The 24069-nt window shown below is 60.5% G+C and carries 19 protein-coding genes; 6 read left to right on the top strand and 13 right to left on the bottom strand.

The features are described from left to right. Positions 1-7 precede the first annotated feature (7 nt). Positions 8-931: an SDR family NAD(P)-dependent oxidoreductase gene (locus ACGSLL_RS01630; protein WP_394502516.1), complete on the top strand. Its 924-nt coding sequence runs from the start codon at positions 8-10 to the stop codon at positions 929-931. Here ACGSLL_RS01630 and ACGSLL_RS01625 read toward each other — a convergent pair. The 7 genes from ACGSLL_RS01625 to ACGSLL_RS01595 form a co-directional block, all read right to left on the bottom strand. Continuing rightward, complete coding sequence (locus ACGSLL_RS01625; RefSeq protein ID WP_394502514.1) at positions 928-2382, bottom strand: TrkH family potassium uptake protein; 1455 nt, start codon at positions 2380-2382, stop codon at positions 928-930. The genes ACGSLL_RS01630 and ACGSLL_RS01625 overlap by 4 nt on opposite strands. 140 nt (positions 2383-2522) lie before the next feature. Beyond that, positions 2523-4490, bottom strand: coding sequence for a choline BCCT transporter BetT (gene betT, locus ACGSLL_RS01620; protein ID WP_258449296.1), 1968 nt, complete (start codon positions 4488-4490; stop codon positions 2523-2525). 135 nt (positions 4491-4625) lie between these two features. Then, positions 4626-5570, bottom strand: coding sequence for an alpha/beta hydrolase (locus ACGSLL_RS01615; protein WP_394502511.1), 945 nt, complete (start codon positions 5568-5570; stop codon positions 4626-4628). 62 nt (positions 5571-5632) lie between these two features. After that, on the bottom strand, positions 5633-6655 hold the full coding sequence (locus tag ACGSLL_RS01610; RefSeq protein ID WP_090283349.1) for a transketolase family protein: 1023 nt from the start codon (positions 6653-6655) through the stop codon (positions 5633-5635). Then, positions 6652-7500 (bottom strand): transketolase, encoded by an 849-nt coding sequence (locus ACGSLL_RS01605; RefSeq protein ID WP_394502508.1) that lies wholly within the window; start codon positions 7498-7500, stop codon positions 6652-6654. Before ACGSLL_RS01605 ends, ACGSLL_RS01610 begins: the two co-directional genes overlap by 4 nt. Positions 7501-7517: 17 nt before the next feature. After that, on the bottom strand, positions 7518-8816 hold the full coding sequence (locus tag ACGSLL_RS01600) for an MFS transporter (RefSeq protein ID WP_394502506.1): 1299 nt from the start codon (positions 8814-8816) through the stop codon (positions 7518-7520). 97 nt (positions 8817-8913) lie between these two features. Next, a complete protein-coding gene (locus tag ACGSLL_RS01595) occupies positions 8914-9663 on the bottom strand; it encodes an SDR family NAD(P)-dependent oxidoreductase (RefSeq protein ID WP_394502504.1) in 750 nt (249 codons plus the stop codon). Positions 9664-9856: 193 nt separating this feature from the next. On the opposite strand from ACGSLL_RS01595, the gene ACGSLL_RS01590 reads away from it, so the two are divergent. Then, positions 9857-10774, top strand: a complete 918-nt coding sequence (locus ACGSLL_RS01590) for a LysR substrate-binding domain-containing protein (RefSeq protein ID WP_203417900.1) — start codon at positions 9857-9859, stop codon at positions 10772-10774. Positions 10775-10786: 12 nt separating this feature from the next. Here ACGSLL_RS01590 and ACGSLL_RS01585 read toward each other — a convergent pair whose 3' ends face one another. The 3 genes from ACGSLL_RS01585 to ACGSLL_RS01575 form a co-directional block, all read right to left on the bottom strand. Beyond that, on the bottom strand, positions 10787-12094 hold the full coding sequence (locus ACGSLL_RS01585; RefSeq protein ID WP_394502501.1) for a CitMHS family transporter: 1308 nt from the start codon (positions 12092-12094) through the stop codon (positions 10787-10789). 81 nt (positions 12095-12175) lie between these two features. After that, positions 12176-12499: an AtuA-related protein gene (locus ACGSLL_RS01580; RefSeq protein ID WP_394502499.1), complete on the bottom strand. Its 324-nt coding sequence runs from the start codon at positions 12497-12499 to the stop codon at positions 12176-12178. After that, positions 12499-13851 carry an acyclic terpene utilization AtuA family protein gene (locus ACGSLL_RS01575; protein WP_394502497.1) on the bottom strand — a complete coding sequence of 451 codons (1353 nt, stop codon included), beginning with the start codon at positions 13849-13851 and terminating at the stop codon, positions 12499-12501. The genes ACGSLL_RS01580 and ACGSLL_RS01575 overlap by 1 nt, the downstream gene beginning before the upstream one ends. 103 nt (positions 13852-13954) lie before the next feature. On the opposite strand from ACGSLL_RS01575, the gene ACGSLL_RS01570 reads away from it, so the two are divergent. After that, positions 13955-14854 carry a LysR family transcriptional regulator gene (locus ACGSLL_RS01570; protein ID WP_394502495.1) on the top strand — a complete coding sequence of 300 codons (900 nt, stop codon included), beginning with the start codon at positions 13955-13957 and terminating at the stop codon, positions 14852-14854. A 34-nt stretch (positions 14855-14888) separates the two neighbouring features. Here ACGSLL_RS01570 and ACGSLL_RS01565 read toward each other — a convergent pair whose 3' ends face one another. Then, complete coding sequence (locus ACGSLL_RS01565) at positions 14889-16211, bottom strand: chloride channel protein (protein ID WP_394502493.1); 1323 nt, start codon at positions 16209-16211, stop codon at positions 14889-14891. A gap of 151 nt (positions 16212-16362) precedes the next feature. On the opposite strand from ACGSLL_RS01565, the gene ACGSLL_RS01560 reads away from it, so the two are divergent. Both ACGSLL_RS01560 and ACGSLL_RS01555 read left to right on the top strand, forming a co-directional pair. Then, positions 16363-17247 (top strand): diguanylate cyclase domain-containing protein, encoded by an 885-nt coding sequence (locus tag ACGSLL_RS01560; RefSeq protein ID WP_394502491.1) that lies wholly within the window; start codon positions 16363-16365, stop codon positions 17245-17247. A gap of 60 nt (positions 17248-17307) precedes the next feature. Further along, positions 17308-18984 (top strand): SulP family inorganic anion transporter, encoded by a 1677-nt coding sequence (locus ACGSLL_RS01555; protein WP_394502489.1) that lies wholly within the window; start codon positions 17308-17310, stop codon positions 18982-18984. A gap of 6 nt (positions 18985-18990) precedes the next feature. Here ACGSLL_RS01555 and ACGSLL_RS01550 read toward each other — a convergent pair whose 3' ends face one another. Next, entirely contained in the window at positions 18991-20154 is a 1164-nt protein-coding gene (locus tag ACGSLL_RS01550) for a serine hydrolase domain-containing protein (protein ID WP_394502487.1), read from the bottom strand. Between the two features lie 179 nt (positions 20155-20333). Continuing rightward, entirely contained in the window at positions 20334-22187 is a 1854-nt protein-coding gene (locus ACGSLL_RS01545; RefSeq protein WP_394502485.1) for a DUF1302 domain-containing protein, read from the bottom strand. 334 nt (positions 22188-22521) lie between these two features. Between ACGSLL_RS01545 and ACGSLL_RS01540 the strand changes: the two genes are divergently transcribed. Then, the gene (locus tag ACGSLL_RS01540; RefSeq protein WP_394502483.1) at positions 22522-24069 is read left to right on the top strand and encodes an AMP-binding protein; all 1548 of its coding nucleotides are present in this window, start codon (positions 22522-22524) and stop codon (positions 24067-24069) included.

Raw genomic sequence — 24069 nt, 5'->3', positions numbered from 1 at the left:
ATCAGGCATGACACGCATCAGCACACCGTTCGGCTTTCATTCAACCGCGCAAGCAGTCATCGAAGGCGTCGACCTCAGGGGCAAGCGCGCGATCGTTACCGGCGGCGCGGCCGGCATCGGCGCGGAAACCGCCCGTGCCCTGATCAACGCCGGCGCACAGGTGACGCTGGCAGTGCGGCGCCCGGAAGCGGCGCAATCGATCGCCGCCGAACTCGGCGCGCAGGGCAGGGGCACGGTCGACGTCCGGGCGCTGGATCTGGCGGATCTGGATTCGGTTCGCGCGTTTACCCAGGAGTGGTCGGAGCCGCTGCATATTCTGGTCAACAACGCCGGAATCATGGCCGTGCCGGAGCGCACACTGAGTGCGCAGGGCTGGGAAATCCAGTTCGCCACCAACTTTCTCGGCCATTTTGCTTTGGTGCTCGGGCTGCAGAATGCGTTGATCAAGGCCGACGGTGCCCGAGTCGTCTCGCTGAGTTCCAGCGCCAACCTGTTGGGCCCGGTGGTGTTCGACGACATCAACTTCGACTTCCGCACCTACGAGGGTTTCGCCGCCTATGCCCAGGCCAAGTCGGCCTGCGCGCTGCTCGCGGTAGAAATCAGCCGACGCTGGGCACATCAAGGCGTGTTGGCCAACGCGGTGAATCCGGGGGCCATCGCCACCAATCTGCAGAAACACACCGGTGGACTGAAAACGCCGGTCGAACGCCAGAAGACCGTGCAGCAGGGCGCGGCGACCTCGGTGTTGCTGGCGGCTTCGCCATTGTTGGAAGGCGTGGGTGGCCGCTATTTCGAAGATTGCAACGAGGCGCTGGTGGTCGATCGACGTCCGGCCGACTACACCGGCGTTGCACCCTATGCCGTCGACCCGGACAACGCGCAACGCCTGTGGGAAACCGCCCTGCGCATGATCGGGCAGGGCGAGCGTTAGTACTTCCAGAACACCGGCGTGATCAACACCAGCACCGTGAGGATTTCCAGTCGCCCCAGCAGCATGCCGATGGTCAGCAACCATTTCGCGGCATCAGGCAAGGTTGAGAAGTTGCCCGCCGGGCCAATGATCGTGCCCAGTCCCGGCCCGACGTTGCACACCGCCGTGGCGGCGCCGCTGAGGGCGGTTGTCCAGTCGAGGCCGATCAAGGCCAGCCCGAGAGCGATCACCGCAATGGTGATGGTGAAGAAAAACGAGAAGGTCAGCAGCGAACGCACGATCTCCTCGTCGATCGGGTGGCCGTTGTACTTTTTCTGGATCACTGCGCGCGGGTGGATCAGTTGCTTCAAGCTGCTGACCAGCAGCGCGGCGGCCACCTGAAAGCGGAAGATTTTCAGGCCACCGGCGGTGGAACCGGAGCATCCGCCGACGAAGGTCAGGTAAAAGAACAACAGGATGGAGAAACTGCCCCACAGCGTGTAATCGCCCACCGCAATCCCGGTTGTGGTGACCACCGAGGTGACGTTGACCGCGACGATGCGAAACGCATCCCACCACGAGTAGTCGCTGTGCAGACACAGCCAGGTGCCCACCACCAGCCAGGTGATCACCAGAAAACCGATGAAACCGCGCACCTGATGATCCTTGAACAGGGCGCGACGGTGGCCTCGCAAGGTCGCGACATACAGGGTGAACGGCAGGCTGCCGGCGATCATGATCACCACCGCAACCCAGTGAATCGACGCTTGCGTCCAGTGCCCAAGCGACGCGTCGGAGGTCGAGAAGCCACCCGTGGAGATCAGCGACATCGCATGGTTGATTGCTTCAAACGGCGTCATGCCGCACAGCCACAGGGCCAGCGCGCCGGCAGAGGTCAGACCTATATACAGAAACAGGATGTATTTGGCGGCGACATGGGAGCGCGGCGTGACTTTCTCCGACCAGTCAGAAGACTCGGTCTGGAACAGCCGCATGCCACCGACCCGCAGCAACGGCAGGATCGCCACCGCCATGCCGATGAAGCCGATACCGCCGAGCCAGTGCAGCATCGAACGCCACATCAGCAAGCCCGGCGAGGCATGGTCCAGGCCGCTGAGTACCGTGGAACCGGTGGTGGTAATGCCGGACATGGTCTCGAAAAAGGCGTCGGTATAACTGATGTGACTGATCAACACCATCGGCAACGCGGCGAAGGCACACACCACCACCCAACTGGCGGTGGTCAGCAGGTACATGTCGCGCGGGCGAAGCTGAGCCGTCTCTGGACGCCCGCGCGCCACCAGCAACAGGCCACAGACGACGGTAATCACGCTCGACCAGAGAAACGCCGAGAGGTCGTCGCTGCGCTCGAACGCCACCAGTGTAAGCATGGGAATCGCCATGCTCACGGCGAGAGTGATCAGGAAGATGCCGAGAATGAAACCGATTAGCCGCAGTGCTGCAAAAGACATGGACGTTCGTCTGTTGAAATAACGGCGCGTAGTATCGGATGTCGGCATGGCGGGTGCGTAAAATTTGCGTAATTTTTTCAGCTTTTGCGCAGCAGCGTTGCCGTGACTGGCGCTGATGTCCAGTCACGGCAGCGTCATGATCAGCCGACCAGATGCAGAAACTGCATGTGTCGCTCGTACTGGTCGAGGATGTCGCCGATCACTTCCTCGCGGGACCAGCCCATGATGTCCTGATCCTGGCCACCCTCGCGCAAGTGCACTTCGGCGCGGAAGTATTTGCGCTCCTCATCCTGGGTATCGGCCATCACAAAGCTCGGCATGGTGTAAGGATGCGGCCGCACTTCGTAGATGAACTGCGGGTTGTCAGCGCCGCCGACACTGAGCCGCACGCTGTTGTCTTCCAAATCCTCGACAGTGCAGACATAGCCTTGCTTGCGCCATTCCTCGGCGACCGACAGGCACGCCGGTTTCGCCGTCTCCGCAATGAAGCGCAGCACGTGCGCGCGGCGCGGGAACATGGCCATGGTGCGCAAGCGTCGTTGCCAGCCGCCCGGGTGGCGACTGACGCCCGGCGACATCGATTGATAGCGCAGGCCGCGCTTGGTCGCGTCCAGTTTCAAGGCCTTGAGCAAGCCGCGCATGCTGAAGAGCAGGGTGATGGTGAAGGGCAATGCGCTGGCAATCGTTGCGGTCTGCAAGGCCTTGAGCCCGTCAGCCAACAGCAGGGCGATCGCCACCAGGCCCATGCTCGACGCCCAGAACACCCGCTGCCAGACCGGTGTGTTTGACGATCCGCCCGAGGCGAGCATGTCGACCACCATGGCGCCGGAGTCCGCCGAGGTGACGAAGAACACCACAACCATGACGACCGCGACCAGCGAGATCACCCCGGAAAACGGGAAGTGCTGGAGAAAGGCGAACAACGCTAGCGAGGTGTCTTTGTCGATGGCCGCGCCGAGGTCAGTGATGCCTTCGGTGAGGATCATGTGAATCGCGGTATTGCCGAACACGGTCATCCACAGCAGCGTAAAAGCGGCGGGCACCAGCAGCACGCCCATCACAAACTCGCGAATGGTGCGGCCACGGGAAATGCGCGCGATGAACAACCCGACGAAGGGTGACCACGCCAGCCACCAGCCCCAATAGAACAGCGTCCAGCCGCCAATCCAGTCGGTCGGTTGGTAGGCGTACAGGTTCAAGGTGCGGCTGACGATTTCGGTCAGGTAACCGCCGGTGTTCTGCACGAACGTCTGCAGGATCAGCACGGTCGGCCCGAGGACGATCACCATCAACAGCAACAACACCGCCAGACCAAGATTGAGCTCGGAGAGCCGGCGTACGCCTTTGTCCAATCCGGTCACCACGGAAATGGTCGCAAGGCCGGTGGTGGCGACAATCAGAATGATCTGCACGGTGGTGTTGATCGGCACGCCGAACAGCGCGTTGAGCCCGGTGTTGATCTGCGCCACGCCGAAACCCAGCGACGTCGCCACGCCGAGCACGGTGCCGATGATGGCGAAAATGTCGACCGCGTGGCCGATCGGCCCATGAATGCGGTCACCGATCAACGGATACAAGGCAGACCTGAGGGTCAGCGGCAGCCCGTGGCGGTAGCTGAAGTAGGCGAGGATCATCGCCACGATGGCGTAGATCGCCCAGGCATGCAGGCCCCAATGAAAAAACGTGATTTTCATCGCTTCCCGCGCGGCTTCAACGGTGCTGCCATCGCCCACCGGCGGGTTGAGAAAGTGCATGACCGGTTCAGCCACGCCGAAAAACATCAGGCCTATGCCCATCCCAGCCGAGAAGAGCATGGCGAACCAGGTGGTGCTGCTGTAATCGGGGCTGCTGTGGTCGGGCCCGAGTTTTATATCGCCGTAGCGACTGATGCCGAGAAACACCACGGTACCGAGGATGATCGCCACGGCCAGAATGTAGAACCAGCTGACGTTGGTGATGATCCAGTTCTGCACATTGGCGAACACCACTTGCGCGTGGGCCGGGAACACACTGGCGTAGATGACCAGTAAAAGCAGGAGCACGCCCGAGGTGTAGAACACCGGAGGGTTGAGTGTCGGAGCGGCGCCCGTGTCGGCCTTGTTGGTCATATAAGTCTCCTGAGGTCGGTCACAGCGCGGTATGCGACTGAAGGGAAAATCGCGCGGCGTTTCAGATGACCATAGGGGACGGGCGTCGTTCCGCAACGCCTTGGCGGCGTTTTTTTGCACGCACCGGCAGATTATTTACGCGTTGGCGATCATCCGTTGCAGTGCACAGGCAATATCGCCGGCGGACTGCTCGGTAATCGCCCCCGGATATTGATCGAACATATGCGGGGCGCCGGGGTAGACATGCAGCTCGACGGCCACCCCGGCGCGCGACAATCTCATCGCGTAGGCGACGTCTTCTTCAAGAAACAGGTCCAGCGCTCCGACCGAGATAAATGTCGGTGGAAAGTCGCTGAGGTCTGGCTGCAAGGCCGGTGAAAACCAGCCTGTCTGTTGCTGATCAAGCGTCTGCTTGCCGCGCAGGCAGTCCCAGCAAAACCGGTTCGCCTGAGCCGGCCAGCCAATCACCCCCGTGGTGACGTTGCGGTGCGGCGAGTCGGCGGTGCCGGTGCGGTGATCGAGCATCGGATAGATCAGCACCTGACCCGCCATCGGGTAAGCGCCGCGATCCCGCGCGAGAATCGCCAGCGCGGCGGCCAGTCCACCGCCGGCACTGTGGCCCATGATCACTGCTCGGCCAGTGTCGACATTGAGCTCTTGCTGATGGGCAAATATCCAGCCGAGCGCCGTGTAGCAGTCTTCAAGCGGCGTGGGGAAGGGATGTTCGGGTGCGAGCCGATAATCGACCGAGACGATCAGCACACTGAGTTGTGTGGCGAGATCGGCCAGATAATCGTCGGCCATTTCCGGTTGCCCGAGGACGAAACCGCCGCCGTGAATATAGAGGATGGCCGGATAGGGTGTGCTGTGTGGGGCGCCGTCAGGCCTGTAGAGACAAAGGCGCAGTTGTTCGCCGTCGTGCGCCGTGGTCCGTACGCTTTCGCCGCGTGCCTGTTCCGGGGTTTTGTATGTTGCATGCACGCGCGCTCTGATCGCCGGCAAGGTTTGCAGTGACCAGACATCTTTGCCAGACGCCAGAAACTCGCGAAACGCCGGATCCAGCAGTTCATGGGGTTGCACTGTTCTGCCTCCTTTTTTCGGTGACAGGGCGCTTTCGAACAAAGCACCCCGTACCCGTCAAACTACAGCCAGGCCTTGATCTGCGCACACACCGCCGGCGTCGAAATGCCATAGCGATCATGCAGCGTCGGCAACGCACCGGCGTCAAGGAACGCGTCGGGCAGGGCGATCTGGCGGAACGTCGGCGTCACGCCATTGCGCAACAACAGCCCGGCAACCGCTTCACCCAAGCCGCCAATGATCGAGCTGTTCTCCGCGGTGACCACCAGCCGCCCGGACTTGCGTGCCTCGGCAAGAATGGTCTGTTCGTCCAGCGGCTTGATGGTCGGCACGTGCAGCACGGCAACATCGATACCGTCGGCCTGGAGCTGCTGGGCTGCTTCCAGCGAACGCATGGTCATCAAACCGGTGGAGATGATCAGCACATCGTTGCCGGTGCGCAGGGTCTTGGCCTTGCCGATCTCGAACTGATAGCCGTACTCGTCGAGCACCAACGGCACATTGCCGCGCAGCAGACGCATGTACACCGGGCCTTGGTGCGCGGCGATGGCCGGCACTGCCTGTTCGATTTCCAGGGCGTCGCAGGGGTCGACGATCATCAGGTTGGGCATGGCGCGGAAAATCGCCAGGTCATCGGTGGCCTGATGGCTGGGGCCGTAACCGGTGGTGAGGCCGGGAAGGCCGCAGACGATTTTGACGTTGAGGTTTTCCTCGGCGATGGCCATGCAGATGAAGTCATAGGCGCGACGCGACGCGAACACCGCGTAGGTCGTGGCGAACGGCACAAAACCCTCACGGGCCATCCCGGCGGCCGCACTCATCAGCAACTGCTCGGCCATGCCCATCTGGTAGAAACGCTCCGGGTGCGCCTTGGCGAAAATGTGCAGGTCGGTGTATTTGGACAGGTCGGCGGAGAGCCCGACGATGTCCGCACGCTGATCGGCCAGGGCCGCCAGTGCGTGGCCGAATGGCGCCGAGCGGGTCGCCTGGCCCTCGGAGGCAATCGAGGCGATCATCGCCGACGTGGTCAGGCGCTTTTTGACCGGCTCGCCGGTTGCGGACGGAGTGTTGGCGGCGTTGCTCATTGGTCTTTTCCTTCTTCGAGGTTGCGCAGGGCCAGGTCCCATTCGTGTTCTTCGACGCGAATGAAGTGGGTTTTTTCCCGGGTTTCCAGAAACGGCACGCCTTTGCCCATTTTCGTGTCGCAGATGATCACGCGCGGCTGGCTGCCGGGGTGGTTGCGCGCGGCATCGAACGCCGCAACCAGTGCGGCGAGATCGTTGCCATCGACGCGCTGGGTGAACCAGCCGAAGGCTTGCCAGCGATCGACGATGGGCTCGAACGAGAGGATCTCGCTGGAGTAACCGTCGGCCTGCTGGTTGTTGACGTCGACAATCGCAATCAGGTTGTCGAGCTGCCAGTGCGACGCCGACATTACCGCTTCCCAGGTCGAACCTTCGTTCAGTTCGCCGTCCGACAGCAGGTTGTAAACGAAGGAGGACGAGCCTTTGCGCTTCAGGCCCAGGCAGGCACCCACCGCGATGCCCAAACCCTGACCCAGCGAACCGCCGGTGATTTCCATGCCGGGGGTGTAGGCGGCCATGCCCGACATCGGCAGGCGGCTGTCATCCGAACCGTAGGTTTCCAGTTCGTCGAGCGGAATGATCTCGGCTTCGATCAGCGCTGCGTACAACGCAATCGCGTAATGGCCGATGGAGAGATAGAAACGATCGCGCTGTTCCCATTCCGGGTCTGCCGGACGGTGGTTCATCGCATGGAAATACGAGACGGCGAGCAGGTCGGCGGCGCCGAGGGCCTGGCCGACGTAGCCCTGACCCTGAACCTGACCCATGCGCAGCGCATGGCGACGAATATTGTGCGCACGCTCCGCCAGACTCAGGGATGCAGCGTTTGAAGACTCGATAGTCATGATGAAACTCCGTTGATTCAACGATTGACCAGGGCGGCAGGGATGCGCAGCACCAGTGTGGCGCCGGCGAACAACACGCCCGTGATCAGGTACATGCCGATGGCGCTGGAGCCGGTCAGGGTGGTGACCCAGCCAATCAGATACGGCGAGCAGAAACCGGCGAGGTTGGCGAAGCTGTTGACCGCAGCGATGCCGGCAGCCGCGGACACCCCGCCGAGCAGCGTGGTGGGCAGCATCCAGAACAGCGAAGTCGCCGAGAGGATTCCCGAAGCTGCCAGGCACAGGCTGAGGATCGACAGGGTCGAGTTGCCGCCCATCATTGCCGCCAGACTCAAACCGATCGCCCCGGCAATCATCGGCACGATCAGATGCCAGCGGCGTTCGCGGTGCTTGTCGCCGCTGCGGCCGACCAGCAGCATCGCGGCAATCGCGCAGAGGTACGGCAGACTGGTGAGGAAGCCGATGTGCAGCGGATCGGAAACGCCCGAATTGCGCACCAGCGTCGGCAGCCAGAAAGTGATTGCGTACTGGCCCATCACCACACAAAAATAGATGCCGGCGAGCAACCACAAGCGCCGGTCGCGAATGAACTCGCCGACCGAGGCGTGGGTGACTTTTTGCTGATCGTCCTCGGCCAGTTCGCGGCTGATCAGGGCTTTTTCGTCGTCGTTAAGCCAGGTCGCCTGATGCACGCCGTCCTTCAGATAGCTGAGCACCAGCAGGCCGACGAGCACCGTAGGCACCGCTTCAAGGACGAACATCCACTGCCAGCCGGCCCAGCCATGCACACCGGCAAAATGGTTCATGATCCAGCCGGACAGCGGGCCTCCGACCATGCCGGACAGCGGAATGGCGATGAACCACAACACGGTCATGCGCGCCCGCCGGTAGGACGGGAACCAGTAAGTCAGATAGAGCAACAGGCCCGGCGCCAGACCGGCCTCGGCAATCCCCAGCAGAAAGCGCAGGGCGTAGAACTGCCACGCGGTTTCGACGAAGGCAAACAGCGCCGAGACAATGCCCCAGGTGATCATGATCCGCGCGATCCAGACGCGCGCGCCGACCTTGTGCAGGATGATGTTGCTGGGCACTTCGCAGAGGAAATAGCCGATGAAGAACACGCCGGCGCCCAAGCCGTAGACGGTTTCGCTGAGGGCCAGATCGTTCATCATCTGCAGCTTGGCGAAGCCGACGTTGACCCGATCCAGATAGGCGCACAGGTAGCACAGCATCAGGAACGGCATCAGCCGCCAGGCCGTCTTGCGATAGGCGGAAGAGCGCACGGTCGAAACCGCTTCGAGCGACAGGGTAGTCATGGTCTGATCTCTTGTTTTTATTGACCGCCAGGCCTTCAGGCCGGGCTGCGTCATCGATCCAGAACCGCACGGGCCACGCAGGCCCGCCCAGGAGTTGTCAGTGAATCAGCATGCCGCCGTTCACGTCGAGGGTGACGCCGGTCAGATAAGAGGACAGGTCGCTGGCCAGAAACAGCGCCGCGTTGGCGACGTCCTGAGCCTCACCGAGACGGCCGAGCGGAATGCCGTCGATGATTGCGTGGCGGCGCTCGTCCTGCATGAGGCCGCCGGTGATGTCGGTGTGAATCAAACCCGGGGCGATGGAGTTGACGCGAATATTGTCCGGCCCCAGCTCACGGGCCATGGCTTTGCCCAGCCCCAGCACACCGGCCTTGGCCGCGCTGTAATGTGGGCCGCCAAAAATCCCGCCACCGCGCTGCGCCGACACCGAAGACATGCAGACGATGCTGCCCGAGGCCTGCTGGCGCATCAGCGGAATCACCGCTTGCGACATCAGCAGGGTGCCGCGCAGGCTGACGTCGAGCACCTTGTCGTAATCGCAATGGCCAATCTCGAGGGTTTTCAGCGGCTGGGTGATGCCGGCATTGTTCACCAGAATATCGATACGACCGAAGTGCTCGATAACGGCAGCGACGGCCTGTTGCACCAGCGCCTGATCGGCGACGTTGGCAGCGAGGCCCAGGTGGCCTTCGCCCAGGGACGCCGCGGCATCGCGGGCGGCGGAGGCATCCAGATCGAGGATCACCACTCGTGCGCCGTGTTGCGCAAACGTGGTCGCGGTAGCGCGGCCGATGCCACGGGCAGATGCGGCGCCGGTGATGATTGCGACTTTGCCTTGAAGAAGCATGGAGGAGTCCCTCAAATTGTTTTTATTGGGTCGGTCCGTGAAAAACCGATGACTCAGCTTGTCCTCCGTGGCGGGGGTGAGCAATAACGCGAAAGTCATTCAATGCTGAAAAAAATTCAGCACTCGTCAATCCGGCTGGCGAGTGATTGAATGCGAACAGCCCAAAAACCATAAGAAATCTAACGGAGCCGCCATGCGCACCGATTCCGATGCCCCTGTGATCCTGCCACCACTGAGAGCAATTCAGGCCTTCGAGCAAACCGCGCGCTTCGGCAACGTCGCCCGCGCCGCCGAAGTGCTGGACCTGACGCCGTCAGCGGTCAGCCATCAACTGGCCAAACTCGAAGGCATGATCGGCCGGCAATTGTTCGTGCGCGCTGCGCGCGGTGTGTCGCTGACGCCGGTGGGCGAGCAGTATTTGAAAGAGGTTTCCGGAATTCTCCACAGTCTGGCCGTGGCCACCGAACGCGCGGCCAGCGATGTCAGCCTCGATTGCCTGCGGCTGCACTCATCGCCAAGCTTTGGCCTGCTCTGGCTGATGCCACGTCTGGAAGCGTTTCGCGCCAGTCATCCGGACATTCAGATCAACCTGTCCTGTTCCTACGAGTCGCTGCATTTCAGCCGCGACAAGATCGACGTCGATATCCGCCATGGCACGCCGAACTGGCCGAGCTACGAGGTGCGCACGGTAAGGAATGAAAAATTCGCCGTGCTGACGTCGCCGAAGCTGCTCGCACAGAGACCGGTCCGCGCGGCGGCGGACCTGCTCGATCATGATCTGATTCTCTCGGAAGCAACCCTGCTGAAGTGGCCGCAATGGTTTGCCCAGCATGGCCTGGCGCGACCGGAGCGGCCTTATGCGCTGAGCTTCGACCGCTCTTATATGTCACTGGAGGCGGCCAGTCACGGGCTCGGCTTTGCCCTGGAAAGCACCTTGCTGGCGCAAAAGTATCTGGCGGCCGGCACTCTGGTTGAAGTGGCACCGGAAGCACTGAGTGCTGCGGTGGCCGCGCATCATCTGGTGTTTCCCAAGGCGCATTCGACGTTTCCCCGGGTCCGGCGCTTTCTCGAGTGGATCGAAAGCGAGCTGGGCCATGGGTTCGTCTATTGAGCCGGATTGACCTCAGGTCGGGATCGCGCCGCTGAGCACGGCAAACGCCAACATCACCAGACTCACGCCCCAGGCCCAGAAAAACGTGTACATGATGTGCTTGCGCAACTCGACCCCGGCCAGCGCCAGGGCAAGGTAGACGCTGGGCACCACCGGGCTGATAGCAAAACCGGTGTTTTCGCCGATCAACATTGCCCGTGCGACTGCTTCCAGAGGCACGCCGGCAGCGACCGCCACATCGCGGATCACTGGCAGTAACGCAAAGTAGTAGGCGTCGGGCGAAAAGATCATCCCCAGCGGTACGCCGAACGCGCCGATGATCAGGTGCAGGTATTGCGCAGAGCCGTGGGGCAGGGCGTCGATCAGCGCCAGGGCCATGCCATCGGACATTTTCGCCCCGGACAACACGCCGAGCAGCACACCGGCCGCCATCATCACCAGGACCATCTGCAACGCATCGGCCGCATGCGCCTTGATGCGCTCGGTCTGCGCCTCCAGCGAGGCAAAGTTAAGCGGCAGGGCGATGCCCAGACCGACCATGAAGCAGGCGTACAACGGGAAAATCCCACTGAACAGGCAGGCGAGGATGGCGACGGTCAGGGCGACGTTGAGCCAGTAACGCCACTGGCGCGGTGACAGCGCGTGCTCGCGTTCTTCGGGCTGGGCCAGTGTGGCGTCAAAACTCGACGCCGCGCCCAACGATTTCGGCAACCGACGCTGCGCCCGCAATCCGAGCCAACCGGCAATCACCAGCAGACAGGCAAAGCCCACCAGTTGCACCGGAATCAGCCCCATCCACAGCGCCGTCGCATCGAGCCCGGTGGTGGCGGCCGCGCGAGCGGTGGTGCCACCCCACGGCACCATGTTGCCGACGCCCGCCGTCGTGCCGACCAACAACAAGAGCATGTTCGGGCTCATGTTCAGGCGTTTGTACAGCGGCAGCAGCGCCGGAATGGTCAGCAGAAAAGTAGCGGCGCCGACGCCGTCCAGGTGCACCACCGCCGTCACCAAAACCGTGACCAACGCCACGGCCAGCGGCTTGCCGCCGGTACGGCGGATCAGGAAATTCACCAGCGGATCGAACAGGCCGCGATCGCGCATGATGCCGAAATACAGAATGGCAAACAGAAACAGCGCAGCGGTCGGCGCGACCGTGATCAAGCCGTTCTTGATGAAGTCGCCGATTTGCGGCGGCGCGAAACCGGCCAGCAGGCAGACGGCGACGGGGATTGTGGTGAAGCCCACCACCGGGCTGATTCTGCGGAGCAAAATCAGCGCGATGATGCTGAACATCATGAGAAAACCCAGTGCAGTGATCATGGATATGGCATCTCGGTATTGTTTTTATTGTTCGATTGGGTCCGATGGGGTGGCCCGGTAAAACCTGTCAGAGGAGGGTGGTCAACCCGGTGCCGGCAAGCACAACGACAGCAGCAGGTAACTCAGGCTTTTGCCATGGCGGTCGAGCCCCGGACTGCGATTCACCCCGCCTTCGAGCGCATCCTCGAGAACGAAATTCAGGGCCTGCAGTGTATCGATCTCGTAGCGATGAACGTTCGAAGGTCGGCGGCTGGCGAACTGCTCGGCAACGCGCTCGACGGTCAGCTCGCGCTTGAGCCAGTCGTAATGCGCGGCGTCCAGCGGCAGGACCACCACGCTGAGGATATTGCCTTTATCACCGGCGCGGGCATGGGCGAAATCAGCAAGCGTGACAAATGCAGTCATCAGAACCACTCCATGCGCGTCTCGATTTCATCGCGCGCAATCAGAAAACCGTGGGTGGCGATCGACTCGCTCAAGTGCCGGCGAACGCCGCCACCGCCAGCCGGGCCGTTGGTGTAGAGGGACTCGACCTCGGCCAGCAGCAGGTCGACCTGAGCGCGGTCCTTGTGTACCAGACCGACCCTGACCGTCACGTCCGCCACCTGCGGCGCATGCGCCAGACACTGGTTGAGGTAATCGCCACGGGCATCGTTGAACAGACTCGCGACGCCGGCAATGTCGATCCACGGCTGCATTTGCGAGGCCAGTTGATCGAAGCGTTGCAGGAGGATTTCGCGGGCAAGCTTCGCCCGATCGACCGCGCCGGGGCCCGCATAGGAAATCTCGGCTTCACCAAACCACATGCCGCGCACGCCGGCCAAACCCTTGAGCTGCGCGGGACGCGGGTGGCCTTGAATACCGCTGATCGCCACGCGATTGGGCGAGAGGGTGGTCACGCTGGCTTCGCCAAGGTCGAGCACCACATCCGGTGTGAGGTAACGGCGCGGGTCGTGGACTTCATACAGCAACTGTTCCTTGACCGTGCGCTCGGTCACGCAGCCGCCGGAGCCGGCCGCTTTGGTGATCACCAGCGTGCCGTCAGCACTGATCTCGGCGATCGGGCAGCCCAAGCGCGCTGGATCGGGCACGTCCTTGATGCCGGGATGGCCAAAATAGCCGCCGGTGACCTGAGTGCAGCATTCCAGCAGATGCCCGGCCGCTGTGGCGATGGCCATTTTCTCCCAGTCATCCGCGGCCCAGCCGAGGCCATGGCGGATCGGCCCCACCGCCAGCGAAGGGTCGGCAACCCGACCGCAGAGGACGATGCCGGCGCCATCATTCAAGGCCTGGGTGATGCCGTCGGCTCCGGTATAAACGTTCACCGAAACCACATCGTGTTGCGCAACGTCGAGGTCCAGCCACTGCTCAAGACGTTGTTGCTCAACGTTCAACAAGTCATCGCCGAGTACGCAAGCGATCTTCAGATCAGCGTGGCGGCCGCCCAGTTCGGCGCGCAGACGCTGGGCGGCGGCGCGTGGATTTGCCGCGCCGCCATTGGTGATGATGGGGATGCCAGCCTCAATGCAGGTATCAAGCACCGGGCGAAGAAAGTCGAATAAGCGCGCCGCGTAGCCGCTCTCGGGGTCAGCCTGTTTACGCAGCTGCGCCTCGGCGAGGGTGCGCTCGGCGAGCAGTTCATACATCAGATAGCGTTTGCCGCTGCGGCTGGCCAAATCCTGCGCCAGGCGCAAACCCGCGTCGGGGCGATCATTGGCGAAACCTGCGCCACAACCGATATGAATTGTTGTTGTCATTGCGTCGGACTCGGCATGTGTTCGCGGCCATCATGCGAGCGTTGGATTGTTCTGTGAATTTTAAATATTCTAAGAATTAATCCATTAATTTTATCGGTTGAGCATGGACATCAACTTCCGCCAGCTGCGCGCGTTTATCTTGATCGCCGAGACCTCAAGCTTCACCCGTACCTCAGAAAAACTGCACGTCTCGCAGCCGGCGCTGAGCTACATCATCCGCAAGCTCGAAGAGACCATCGGCCTGCAGCTACTGGCGCGCAACACCCGCAGCGTCGAGCTGACCCCGGCCGGCGAACACTTCCTGCTCCAGGCCCAGGCCATGCTGCGCGACATGGAAAATGCTGTGCACGATGCCCGCGAAACGCTGAATCTCAATCGCGGCAGCATTCGTTTGGCAGCATTACCGACTGCGGCGGCGTCGTTTCTGCCGGAAATCATCGCCGCGTTCATGCGCGATTTTCCCGGCGTGCAGGTATCGCTGCGCGATGGGCGCGCGGGGGAGGTGAGCCATTGGGTGCAAAGTGGCGAAGTCGATATCGGCATAACGTCGCGGCCGGAAGATCTGTCCGGACTGGAATTCGAGGCGCTGATGGACGACAACCTGGTGCTGCTGGTGCGCCGGGATGCTCTGGCGGGTAGCACTGACGAGCGCTGGCAGTCGCTGCCTTATATAGCGCTGACCCCGGACACCAGCATTCGTCCGCTGGCGGATGCGGCGTTGGGGTTGTTGGGTGTGAAGGCTGAATGTTCGTGGGAAGTTGCGCATATGAGTACCGCAGCGGCGCTGGTGCGTGCGGGGTTGGGGTTTACGTTGTTGCCGGCCAGCGCCACGAGGTTTTTGCGTGTTGATGCGGAGGTGGAGGTTTTGCAGATTGAACAGCCACAGCAGCGATCGTTGGGGTTGTTGCAGAGGAAACCGTTGAAGCAGACGCCGTCGATGCAGGCGTTTGTGCGCCGGTTGAGTGGCCAGTTTTGTGAGGGTGCAGAGGAAACGGTTTTTTAGGGTCCGCTGCCAAGCCCGTGCAGCACGATAAGACCTATCGCGCTGGACTCTTTGGCGTGGCGGCAGATTCCGCACTTTGGAGAAAACCTCGCGCCAATTGCTGATACAACTCAGGCCCCATTCTTGAACTGACAGCCTTGGCAATCAAAGCGACCGCCATGAGACTGATCACCATACTGTGGCTATCGATCATCTCCATCACAATGATTGCGGAGGTGATTGGCGACTGAGTCACGGCAGCCAGAAAACCAACCATGCACAGTGCAATCGTGGGCTGCGCAGCCAGGTGAAATAGTTCTGCGCTATTGGCACCGACGGCGGCCCCTACAGCGAGCGAGGGCGCAAAAATACCTCCGGGAATGCCAGAGAAATAGGTCACAACGGTCGCCAGGAAGCGAGTAATGGGCGCATGCCATGGCAGGACTACATCGGATGCGATGACCTGAGAAGTGATGCCGTAACCACTACCGAACGACATTCCGCCACTCAGCCAACCCAATATTGCAACGAGCAATCCACAAATGCCGGCAAACCACACTGGGTGCAGCCGCCGCCATTGCCAGATGATGAAGTGGGGATGCCGCTGCGGCCATAACAACATTCGGCTAAACAAACCACCCAGTAGTCCACAGCCAACTCCTATCACCAATGCCGGGACGACGATGTCAATGTTGATGTCCTGAATGCCAAAATGACCGAAGTAGTTGTAGTTTCCTTGCAAGGCAATGGCAACCATCCCGGAAAGGATGATGGTACTGAGAAGAACGCCGCTGGTACGGGTTTCCAGTTTGCGCCCAAGTTCTTCGACGGCGAATGCGATCCCGGCCAGGGGCGTATTGAAGGCAGCCGCAATACCTGCTGCACCTCCCGCCAGAATAAGATCCTCGCTGCGCACGATTCGCGCATTGGGCAGGAAGCGGTGGAAGAAATGCATGATGGATGCCGCAACCTGAACCGAGGGGCCTTCACGCCCCGCCGAAAAGCCGCCGGTCAGCGCTAGTGTTCCGAGGCCGATCTTGGCGAAAGCAATGCGCAGTGAAACCAGTCGTTCAATGGGCTTGCCTTGACGCGCGAGCCGTGTTGCAGCGATGACCTGAGGAATTCCGCTGCCTTGGGCACCGTCGAAAAAGCGCGTCGTCAGCCAGACTACGAACATGCCGATCAGTGGGGTGTAAACAAGAGGAAGCCACGCTCGCTCTGCGGTCTGTTGCGCAAATTGGGCCAGGGCGATGTCCGCGAGCCTTGCAAAAGCTACCACCAGCAAGCCGGCAATGGTTGCCGCGATCCACAACGTGACCCTGGTGCGCCAGCGCATGGAGGCGAAGCCTCGGCGTAACAGCAATATCGGTTTGATCACCCGAAGAGTTCCCCTTGAAGTCGCCATATTGACCGCAAGACTAACCAAATAAGCAGCTCGTTCCAAACAGCTTTGCCACCGTCGCAATTCCTCGCAGTACATCCTGTAAAAAGGGATATGATCGCGCTCAACGACTCAGATCAGATGATTTATGGCCATCGATTTACAAACGCTCTATCCCAAACTGATCCACCTGATGCTGGATACGGTGTTTGTGGTCGATGAAAGCGATCACATTGTTTTTGTGAGTGATGCCTGTAAGACCCTGTTGGGCTACCTGCCGGATGAGCTGATTGGCACCAATATCACGCGTTATATGCATCCCGAAGACCTGGATGCGACGCGGGCTTCGATTACTCGGGTCATGAGTGGTCAACCTCATTTTGATTTCCGAAACCGTTACATCCGCAAGGATGGTGCCGTCGTGTACATCCTCTGGGCTGCATTCTGGTCGGAGGAAGTGGGTGCCAGGATTGGGGTCGCAAGAAATGTTACAGCTCTAGCCAAAGCCGAGGAGGAATTACGCTTCCTCGCTCACCACGATCCGCTGACGAAATTAACCAACAGGTCGCTCTTTAATGATCGACTGATATCTGCACTGCGCACTGCACAGCGCCAAGGTAATGAGCTGGCTTTGCTGTTTCTGGATATCAATGACTTCAAGAGTATCAATGATCTTCATGGCCACGCGGCGGGGGACCGTGTTCTGTGCATTGTTGCCCAGCGTCTGAAAAGCTGTGTGCGTGAAATAGACACCGTGGCTCGCATTGGTGGCGATGAATTCACGGTGCTGCTGACAGACGTTACGTCCAGGGACGCGATTTCCCAACGGCTGGATGAGATTCACAAAGTAATGTCTGAGCCACTGCCCCCCGAATTTGCCGCACTCACGATGCCCTTGTGCAGTATCGGCGTTGCCTATTATCCGGAGCACGGAAAGGATGCCGATACACTGCTCACTCATTCCGATAGCGAAATGTACCGTATGAAGAGGTATCGCAACGTGGGAAGTTTGAGGCAGATCAAGGTCGACTAAGACGTTTCAGACTATCAGTGCTGTCAATGTCATCCGCGTTCAACCACTGGGGAGCTAACCATGACTGCGATCGGTGAGGCATGGAAGGCGGGGTTGTTGGGACGAGGACATTGGTTCCGCAATCTGGTGTCTGGCGTGATCGTCGGCATCGTGGCACTCCCGCTGGCCATGGCGTTTGCCATTGCATCTGGCGTCAAACCCGAGCAAGGCATCTACACCGCAATCATCGGTGGCCTGCTGGTTTCGCTGTTTGGTGGAAGCCGCTTGCAGATTGCCGGGCCGACAGGTGCGTTCATCGTGATTCTGGCGGGCGTCACGGCCGAGCATGGCGTTGACGGTCTGCAAGTCGCCACGATGATGGCCGGGGCGATATTGTTATTGCTGGGGATGGCTCGGCTCGGTGCAATCATCAAGTTCATACCCGACCCGGTCATCGTCGGATTCACGGCGGGCATCGGCGTGATCATTTGGGTCGGGCAGTGGAAAGACTTTTTCGGCTTGCCGAAGGTCGTGGGAGAGCACTTCCATCAAAAGCTCTGGCACCTGCTTCAGGCTCTGCCGAATCTTCATCTGGCCACGACCCTGCTGGCGGTACTCAGCCTTTTTCTGGTCATCAGCGCGTCTAGAATTCCCGGTCTCAAACGAGTGCCTGGTCCACTGATCGCGATGGCGGTCGCGACAGCGATACAGTCCACCTTTCATTTCGAGGGGGTCGCCACGATTGGCAGTGCATTTGGTGGCATACCGCAAGGTTTGCCAGCGCTGGGCCTGCCTGAAATCACACTATCGCGTGTTATCGATCTGATTGGTCCGGCATTCACCATCGCCATGCTTGGGGCAATCGAATCGCTGCTGTCCGCGACGGTGGCCGATGGCATGGCAGGTACCAAACATGACTCCAATCAGGAGCTGATCGGGCAGGGCGTTGCCAACCTGGTCACACCGTTGTTCGGCGGTTTCGCCGCTACCGGTGCGATTGCCCGCACGGCAACCAATATCCGTAACGGCGCCACCAGCCCACTGGCCGGCATTACGCATGCGCTCACCCTGCTGCTGATTATTGTGTTTCTCGCGCCTCTGGCTTCAAACATCCCGCTGTGCGCGCTGGCCGCAATTCTTTTTGTGGTCGCGTACAACATGAGCGAGCTGAAGCACTTCAAACGCATGGTCCAGCGCGCCCCGCGAGCAGACGTTTCGATCCTGCTCATCACCTTCGTTCTTACGGTGTTCAGCGACTTGGTGATCGCCGTGAATATCGGCGTCATTCTTGCGATGCTGCATTTCATGCGCCGCATGGCCTCATCGGTGGAAGTGCAGCAGATCGTCGAGCAAGATCTGGAGGAAGAACTGAGGGCCAACGGACAGGCTCGACTGCCAACAGGCACTTTGATTTACACGATTGAAGGGCCCTTGTTTTTCGGCGCGGCAGAAACCTTCGAACGCGTCCTGGCACAGACACATACCGACCCACGCCTGCTGATTATCCGCTTGAAGCACGTACCGTTCATGGATATCACGGGCTTGCAGGTGCTGGAGGAAGTCATCGAGCAACTGCATGAACGGCATATCGTGGTGAAACTCTGCGAGGCGAATTCGACGGTGTTCAACAAGCTCGACAGGGTGGGGATTCTGCAAGCGATCGGCGCGGAGCATTACCACGCCGACTTCAAAACCGCGCTGGTTGAAGCGGCCAATTTCGCAGAGGAAACACCGGCGCTCCGAAAACCAGCTCCGTGATGACGTTCAGTCCCTCAACTCTGCCAATATCGCATTGACCATGTGTGTGAACGTCACGGGTGAGTCGATCAGCCGTGCAGCCACTTTTGCTTCTCCCGCCGCGCTGGTAGCGCGTCTGGTTTGGTCGGCAGTGGAGGACAGTTTAACGATCACTACTTCACGCTTCGGGTTGATGTAGATTTTTTGTCCGAAGCGACCACTGGCCTCTACCGATCCGTCCCCGTCATTGCGCTGAAACCAATAATTGCGATAGGCATAGCCGGGCCGGCCGGGAGCGAGATTGCCTTGCGCGAAAATCGCCGGATCGCCCGGCTGGAATGTACTGCGCACGGCTTGATTGAAACTGTCGGTGCCGGGGTCGCGAGCCAACTCGCGGCGGACCATTTCGGCGAAGCGCGCAGTGTCTCGCAGATTTGTACTGATCCCGCCGCTGGCCATCTCTGTGCCCAGTTCATCGATCTGAACATAGCCATCGTCCTCAGCGAAGCGCGACCAGATCCGTTGCTGCACCAGTTGCGCCCAATTCATTCCGGAGATACGCCGCAGCGCCCAGGCCACCGCCTCGGGTGAGCCATTCTGATAAAAAAACCTGCCTTCCCCAGGGGCCATTTGCGCGACTTTCAAAAAAGCATAGATATCGCCGGGCATTTTTGCGCTACGCGGGATGAGCCCGGTCGCGGCGAACAAACCGAGGTCCGGCGGCACCGCTTCGGGGTAGGCCACCGCCACCTGCATATCCAGATTGGCCTGCACCGTGGCCTCACCAAACGGCGTGCCGCTCAGTTCAGGGACATAACTGGCCAGTTTCGCCTGCGGGTCGAGTTTGCCTTCAGCAATGAACTGCGCTGCCAGCAGGCCCGTGACCGATTTGGTCATCGAAGCCCAGATGTGCGGTTGGCCGGGTTCAAAGCCTTCCAGATACTGTTCAAACACCACCTGGCCGCCGCGCAGGACGATGAAGCCATCGGTCGCGGTGTCTTGCAGGTAGCGGGCGAGGGTCAGGTCCTCTTCGCCGGCCTTGAAGGTGACCGGGCCGAGACCCTGCGGTGCAGCGTCGATGAGTGACAACGGTTGTGCAGCGCGAGCAATGTTGCGCGTTGCGGACACTTCCCGGGCATGTCGTATTGACCAGCGAAGGAAAGGCGGTTGGAAGGCGTTGGCTTTGTTCACACGAAACTCCGGTGCGGGTGGAAAACCACGCATGACGCTGGTATCAGCTGAGCCAGTCGCGGCAAGGGCCGGACAGATGGCGCTGGATAGCAGCAACGCGGCGCCCAGTGCAAATGGGGATTTGGGCTTGTCAGAGGTGAACCGGGCAGGGCACTTGTGCATGCGTGTTTTCCTTTACGTTAGAAGGTGGCACCAATGGCAATGGAGGCGAAGTCGCGGTCACCGCGCGTGCCGTAAGTGCCATCGATGTAATCGGTGTAAGACAGGCTCAGCGAATACTTGCTCATGAACGTCGCATCAAGGCCCAGGCTGACGGAGCGCGAACCTTCGTTGAACGCCGAGCCATCGCCCGGCGAATAGCCTTTGACGTCATGCGCCCAAGACAGGTTGGGGCGCAGGTCCAGCCCCGGCATCACCCCCGAATAACTCAAGGTCGCGCGCATCCGGTAGCCCCAGGAGAACGGTGTGACGAAGCCTTCGTCGGTGCAGTATTGCGGGCTGCTTGAAATGGCTCGACAGAGGCTGTTGTCAGCCAGCGCACCGTTGCCATAAGCGCCGGATCGACCATAGCGAGGCCCGTTTTTGCCCTCCAGGCCACCGACGTAAGTGGCGCCGGCTTCACCGACCAGTAGCAACTGATTCGCCCCCAGCACCTGGCCGAAAGAATGCATTGCCGAGACCTGCGCCTGGGTGACCTCCTTGCGCCGATAACCGTTGAAAAGAGTCGAGTCGGTGGTCGGCCTCAGGCCGGGTTCGGACAGTGGACTGCGCCCGTTGGCATTGAGCAGCGACTGCAGCACATCCGTGCCATTGAGTTGCACGGGCATATTCGGGCGGTAGCTGAGTTCGCCCTGCACCGCCGTACCGGTGTGCAGAGTGGTCGAGAACGTCAAGCCGTATAAACGAATGTCTTCGGGGTATTGGGACAGGTACCGGGACGTTCCCATACGCAGCGCACCGGCGAGGGTCTGGCCGGCGCTGGACGCCAGGAAAGCACCGCAACCTGCCGACGGCACACCCAGATTGCTGCACAATTGCGGAGCGAAACCGGTGTTGCTGTAATACCGGCTGCTGACGGTTCCCAGATACGGCGAACGGCTGTGGTAATTGGCGGCATAGACGCCGAATTCAGCATCCAGTTGTGTGACATACCAACGTAACGACAGGCCCCATTGGCCGCTATTGCGTGCGTCCTGATCAGCGCCGCGGGGGATGCGCACGCCTTCCTCACCCATGACCACGCCGAACGGGCCCAGCCCTCGATTGGCTGCGGCGGCGTTGACCAGGCGGCCGCCGACATCGAGGCCGGTGCAGCCCTCGGGTGTGAAGTCGTTTCCCGAAAAGAACGTACCGCAGTTGTCCAGTTGGGTCTGTTCCCAATCCAGCTGGTAAAAAGCGTCAAAGGACACTGCTTCATTGATGTTCTGCGTCATGTAGAGCAAGTTCACCGGCACCAGTGCGTCCTTCACCTCCGAACCCGGCCGGCGCAATGCCGCCTGGTTGAAAGGATTTACAACGTTCAAACCGCCCTGGATGAAGATGCTTTCCCCCCAGTTCACCACTTGCTTGCCGACACGCGCCGAGCCCGGCTCGCCGTTGATGTCGTAGAAGTAATAGACGAAGGCGTCGAGCAACTGGAAGCCTGCCGTTTTGGCCGATGCCTGGCGATTGTCGTCGTCGATGTCCTTGAAGCGTTGGCTGTGATCACGCTGCGCGGTGTCGTACCAGTAGGTACCACGCACGAACATGCCGACGTTGTCGCGCTTGAGTTCCAGGTCATGGGTGCCTTTGAAAATCGTCGAGAACACGTCCCCGGAACGATAATTGCGGCGGCCGTCGTTGCCGTTCGCAGCGCCCAATTGCAGCTTGGCCGGATTGGCAGTGCTGACCCCGACACCGAGCGCCAGCGCAGAATCGAGCTGCCCATCAATGTCGCCCAATGCAAATTCGACTGCACCCACCGGAACAGCGAGCAGACTGCACGAGAGTAAAACCAGCGATGACCGTAGCCGGTCGGATACAGGTGTGTTCACTCTTAACCTCTTATTGTGTTTATTCGAGAGTGAGGGGATGGCGCACCGACAGCAGGAAGAGCACATCAGCCTTGGCCGGCGGCGGTCTGGCTTTTGTCGGTCGGTATCGATAATAGGGAGGCCCCGATAGGGCTCACAAATAGCGTCTTTGGATCGTTGCCATAACACTTCGGCATGGGCGTGACGCGGCAAAATCCACCGTGGCGCAGCGCAAGCAATGGAGCTTTTCAGCCAGCTAAAAGCGCTATGGCCGGCATCAGCAACTGGTATTACGTTCCTCAAGCCCACGCTGTTTAGCATCGTCCCGGTCTTAACTGTCGACGAGAACAACAACGTGAACCTCGGAAAAATAATCAGTCGAAGTGCCAGATACTGGCCAGAGCGGATGGCCGTCATTGATCGTCACACCAGGCTGAACTTTGCACAGCTGGAGCAGCGTACAAATCAGCTTGCTTCAGCGTTACTGGGCCAAGGCATCAGCACGGGCGATCACGTCGCCATCCTCGCGGAAAACCGGGTAGAACTGGTGGAGGCGGAAGTCGCCTTCTACAAGGCAGGCCTGGTGAAAGTACCGGTCAATGCGCGGCTGTCGCTCGAAGAAGTCATTCAGATCATCAACGACTCCTGCAGCGTCGGACTGATCGCCACCCCCATGTTTGCCGAGGCGTTGATCGCACGCCGGGCTGAAGTTCCGGGGTTGCGCTTGGTGGTGACACTGGGTGAGAAGGGCGGTGATATCGCCTATTCGGCACTCCTGGATCAAGGCAATGAGGCGCCGGTCAATTGTGACCTGCCGGACGATGCACTGGCGGTCTTGCACTACACCTCGGGCAGTTCCGGTGTGCTGAAAGCGGCCATGCTCAGCGTCGGCAATCGCAAGGCGCTGATCCGCAAGAGCATCGCCAGCCCCACCCGGCGAGCCGCGCCGGACGATGTGATGGCCCACGTCGGGCCGATCACCCATGCCAGCGGCATGCAGTTGATGCCCTTGCTGGCGGTGGGCGCGTGCAACCTGCTGTTGGATCGCTACGACGATCAACTGCTGCTCGAAAGCATTCAGCGTGAACGCGTGACTCGCTTGTTTCTGGTGCCGGCGATGATCAACCGGTTGGTGAATTTCCCCGGCGTCGATCGCTATGACCTGAGCAGCCTGCGGCTGGTCATGTACGGCGCAGCGCCGATGGCGCCCTCGCTGGTCAAACGCGCCATTGAGGTGTTCGGGCCGATCCTCGCTCAAGGCTATGGTGCCGGCGAAACCTGCTCGCTGGTCACGGTACTGACCGAGCAAGACCATCTATGCGAAGAGGGCGACTATCGACGCCTGGCTTCCTGCGGACGCTGTTACTTCGAGACTGACCTGCGAGTGGTCAACGAAAACTTCGAGGATGTAAAGCCGGGCGAAATCGGCGAAATCGTGGTCAAGGGCCCGGACATCATGCAGGGCTATTGGCGCGCGCCAGAGCTCACTGCGGAAGTGATGCGCGAGGGGTATTACCTCAGCGGCGATTTGGCGACCGTCGATCAACAGGGCTACGTGTTTATCGTCGATCGCAAAAAGGAAATGATCATCTCCGGCGGCTTCAACATCTATCCCACGGAAGTCGAGCAGGTGCTTTACACCTTGCCTGAGGTTTTTGAGGCGGCGGTCATTGGTGTGCCGGATGAACAGTGGGGCGAGGCGGTGCGAGCCGTCGTTGTACTCAAGCCAGGCACTGCACTGAGTGAGGCCGAGGTCATCGATCATTGCGCACGCACTCTGGCCGGGTTCAAGAAACCCCGCGCCGTGGATTTCGTCAGCGAACTGCCGAAAAACCCCAACGGCAAAGTCGTACGCCGTCTTATCCGCGATGCCTACTGGCAAAACAGCGACCGCCGCATCTGA

Origin of the sequence: Pseudomonas retamae, from assembly GCF_043496865.1 — a bacterium.
GTDB classification, from domain to species: Bacteria; Pseudomonadota; Gammaproteobacteria; order Pseudomonadales; family Pseudomonadaceae; genus Aquipseudomonas; species Aquipseudomonas retamae.
Note: the sequence above shows the minus strand (reverse complement) of the source record. Positions and strands in the feature narration are given on the sequence as shown.

What these genes read in the sequence shown, in the direction of transcription:
- ACGSLL_RS01555 (WP_394502489.1), top strand. Translation starts at nt 17,308, where the DNA reads ATGACTGCGATCGGTGAGGCATGGAAGGCGGGGTTGTTGGGACGAGGA.
- ACGSLL_RS01625 (WP_394502514.1), bottom strand. Translation starts at nt 2,382, where the DNA reads ATGTCTTTTGCAGCACTGCGGCTAATCGGTTTCATTCTCGGCATCTTC.
- ACGSLL_RS01595 (WP_394502504.1), bottom strand. Translation starts at nt 9,663, where the DNA reads ATGCTTCTTCAAGGCAAAGTCGCAATCATCACCGGCGCCGCATCTGCC.
- ACGSLL_RS01590 (WP_203417900.1), top strand. Translation starts at nt 9,857, where the DNA reads ATGCGCACCGATTCCGATGCCCCTGTGATCCTGCCACCACTGAGAGCA.
- ACGSLL_RS01580 (WP_394502499.1), bottom strand. Translation starts at nt 12,499, where the DNA reads ATGACTGCATTTGTCACGCTTGCTGATTTCGCCCATGCCCGCGCCGGT.
- ACGSLL_RS01600 (WP_394502506.1), bottom strand. Translation starts at nt 8,816, where the DNA reads ATGACTACCCTGTCGCTCGAAGCGGTTTCGACCGTGCGCTCTTCCGCC.
- ACGSLL_RS01630 (WP_394502516.1), top strand. Translation starts at nt 8, where the DNA reads ATGACACGCATCAGCACACCGTTCGGCTTTCATTCAACCGCGCAAGCA.
- ACGSLL_RS01610 (WP_090283349.1), bottom strand. Translation starts at nt 6,655, where the DNA reads ATGAGCAACGCCGCCAACACTCCGTCCGCAACCGGCGAGCCGGTCAAA.
- ACGSLL_RS01560 (WP_394502491.1), top strand. Translation starts at nt 16,363, where the DNA reads ATGGCCATCGATTTACAAACGCTCTATCCCAAACTGATCCACCTGATG.
- ACGSLL_RS01605 (WP_394502508.1), bottom strand. Translation starts at nt 7,500, where the DNA reads ATGACTATCGAGTCTTCAAACGCTGCATCCCTGAGTCTGGCGGAGCGT.
- betT (WP_258449296.1), bottom strand. Translation starts at nt 4,490, where the DNA reads ATGACCAACAAGGCCGACACGGGCGCCGCTCCGACACTCAACCCTCCG.
- ACGSLL_RS01585 (WP_394502501.1), bottom strand. Translation starts at nt 12,094, where the DNA reads ATGATCACTGCACTGGGTTTTCTCATGATGTTCAGCATCATCGCGCTG.
- ACGSLL_RS01570 (WP_394502495.1), top strand. Translation starts at nt 13,955, where the DNA reads ATGGACATCAACTTCCGCCAGCTGCGCGCGTTTATCTTGATCGCCGAG.
- ACGSLL_RS01575 (WP_394502497.1), bottom strand. Translation starts at nt 13,851, where the DNA reads ATGACAACAACAATTCATATCGGTTGTGGCGCAGGTTTCGCCAATGAT.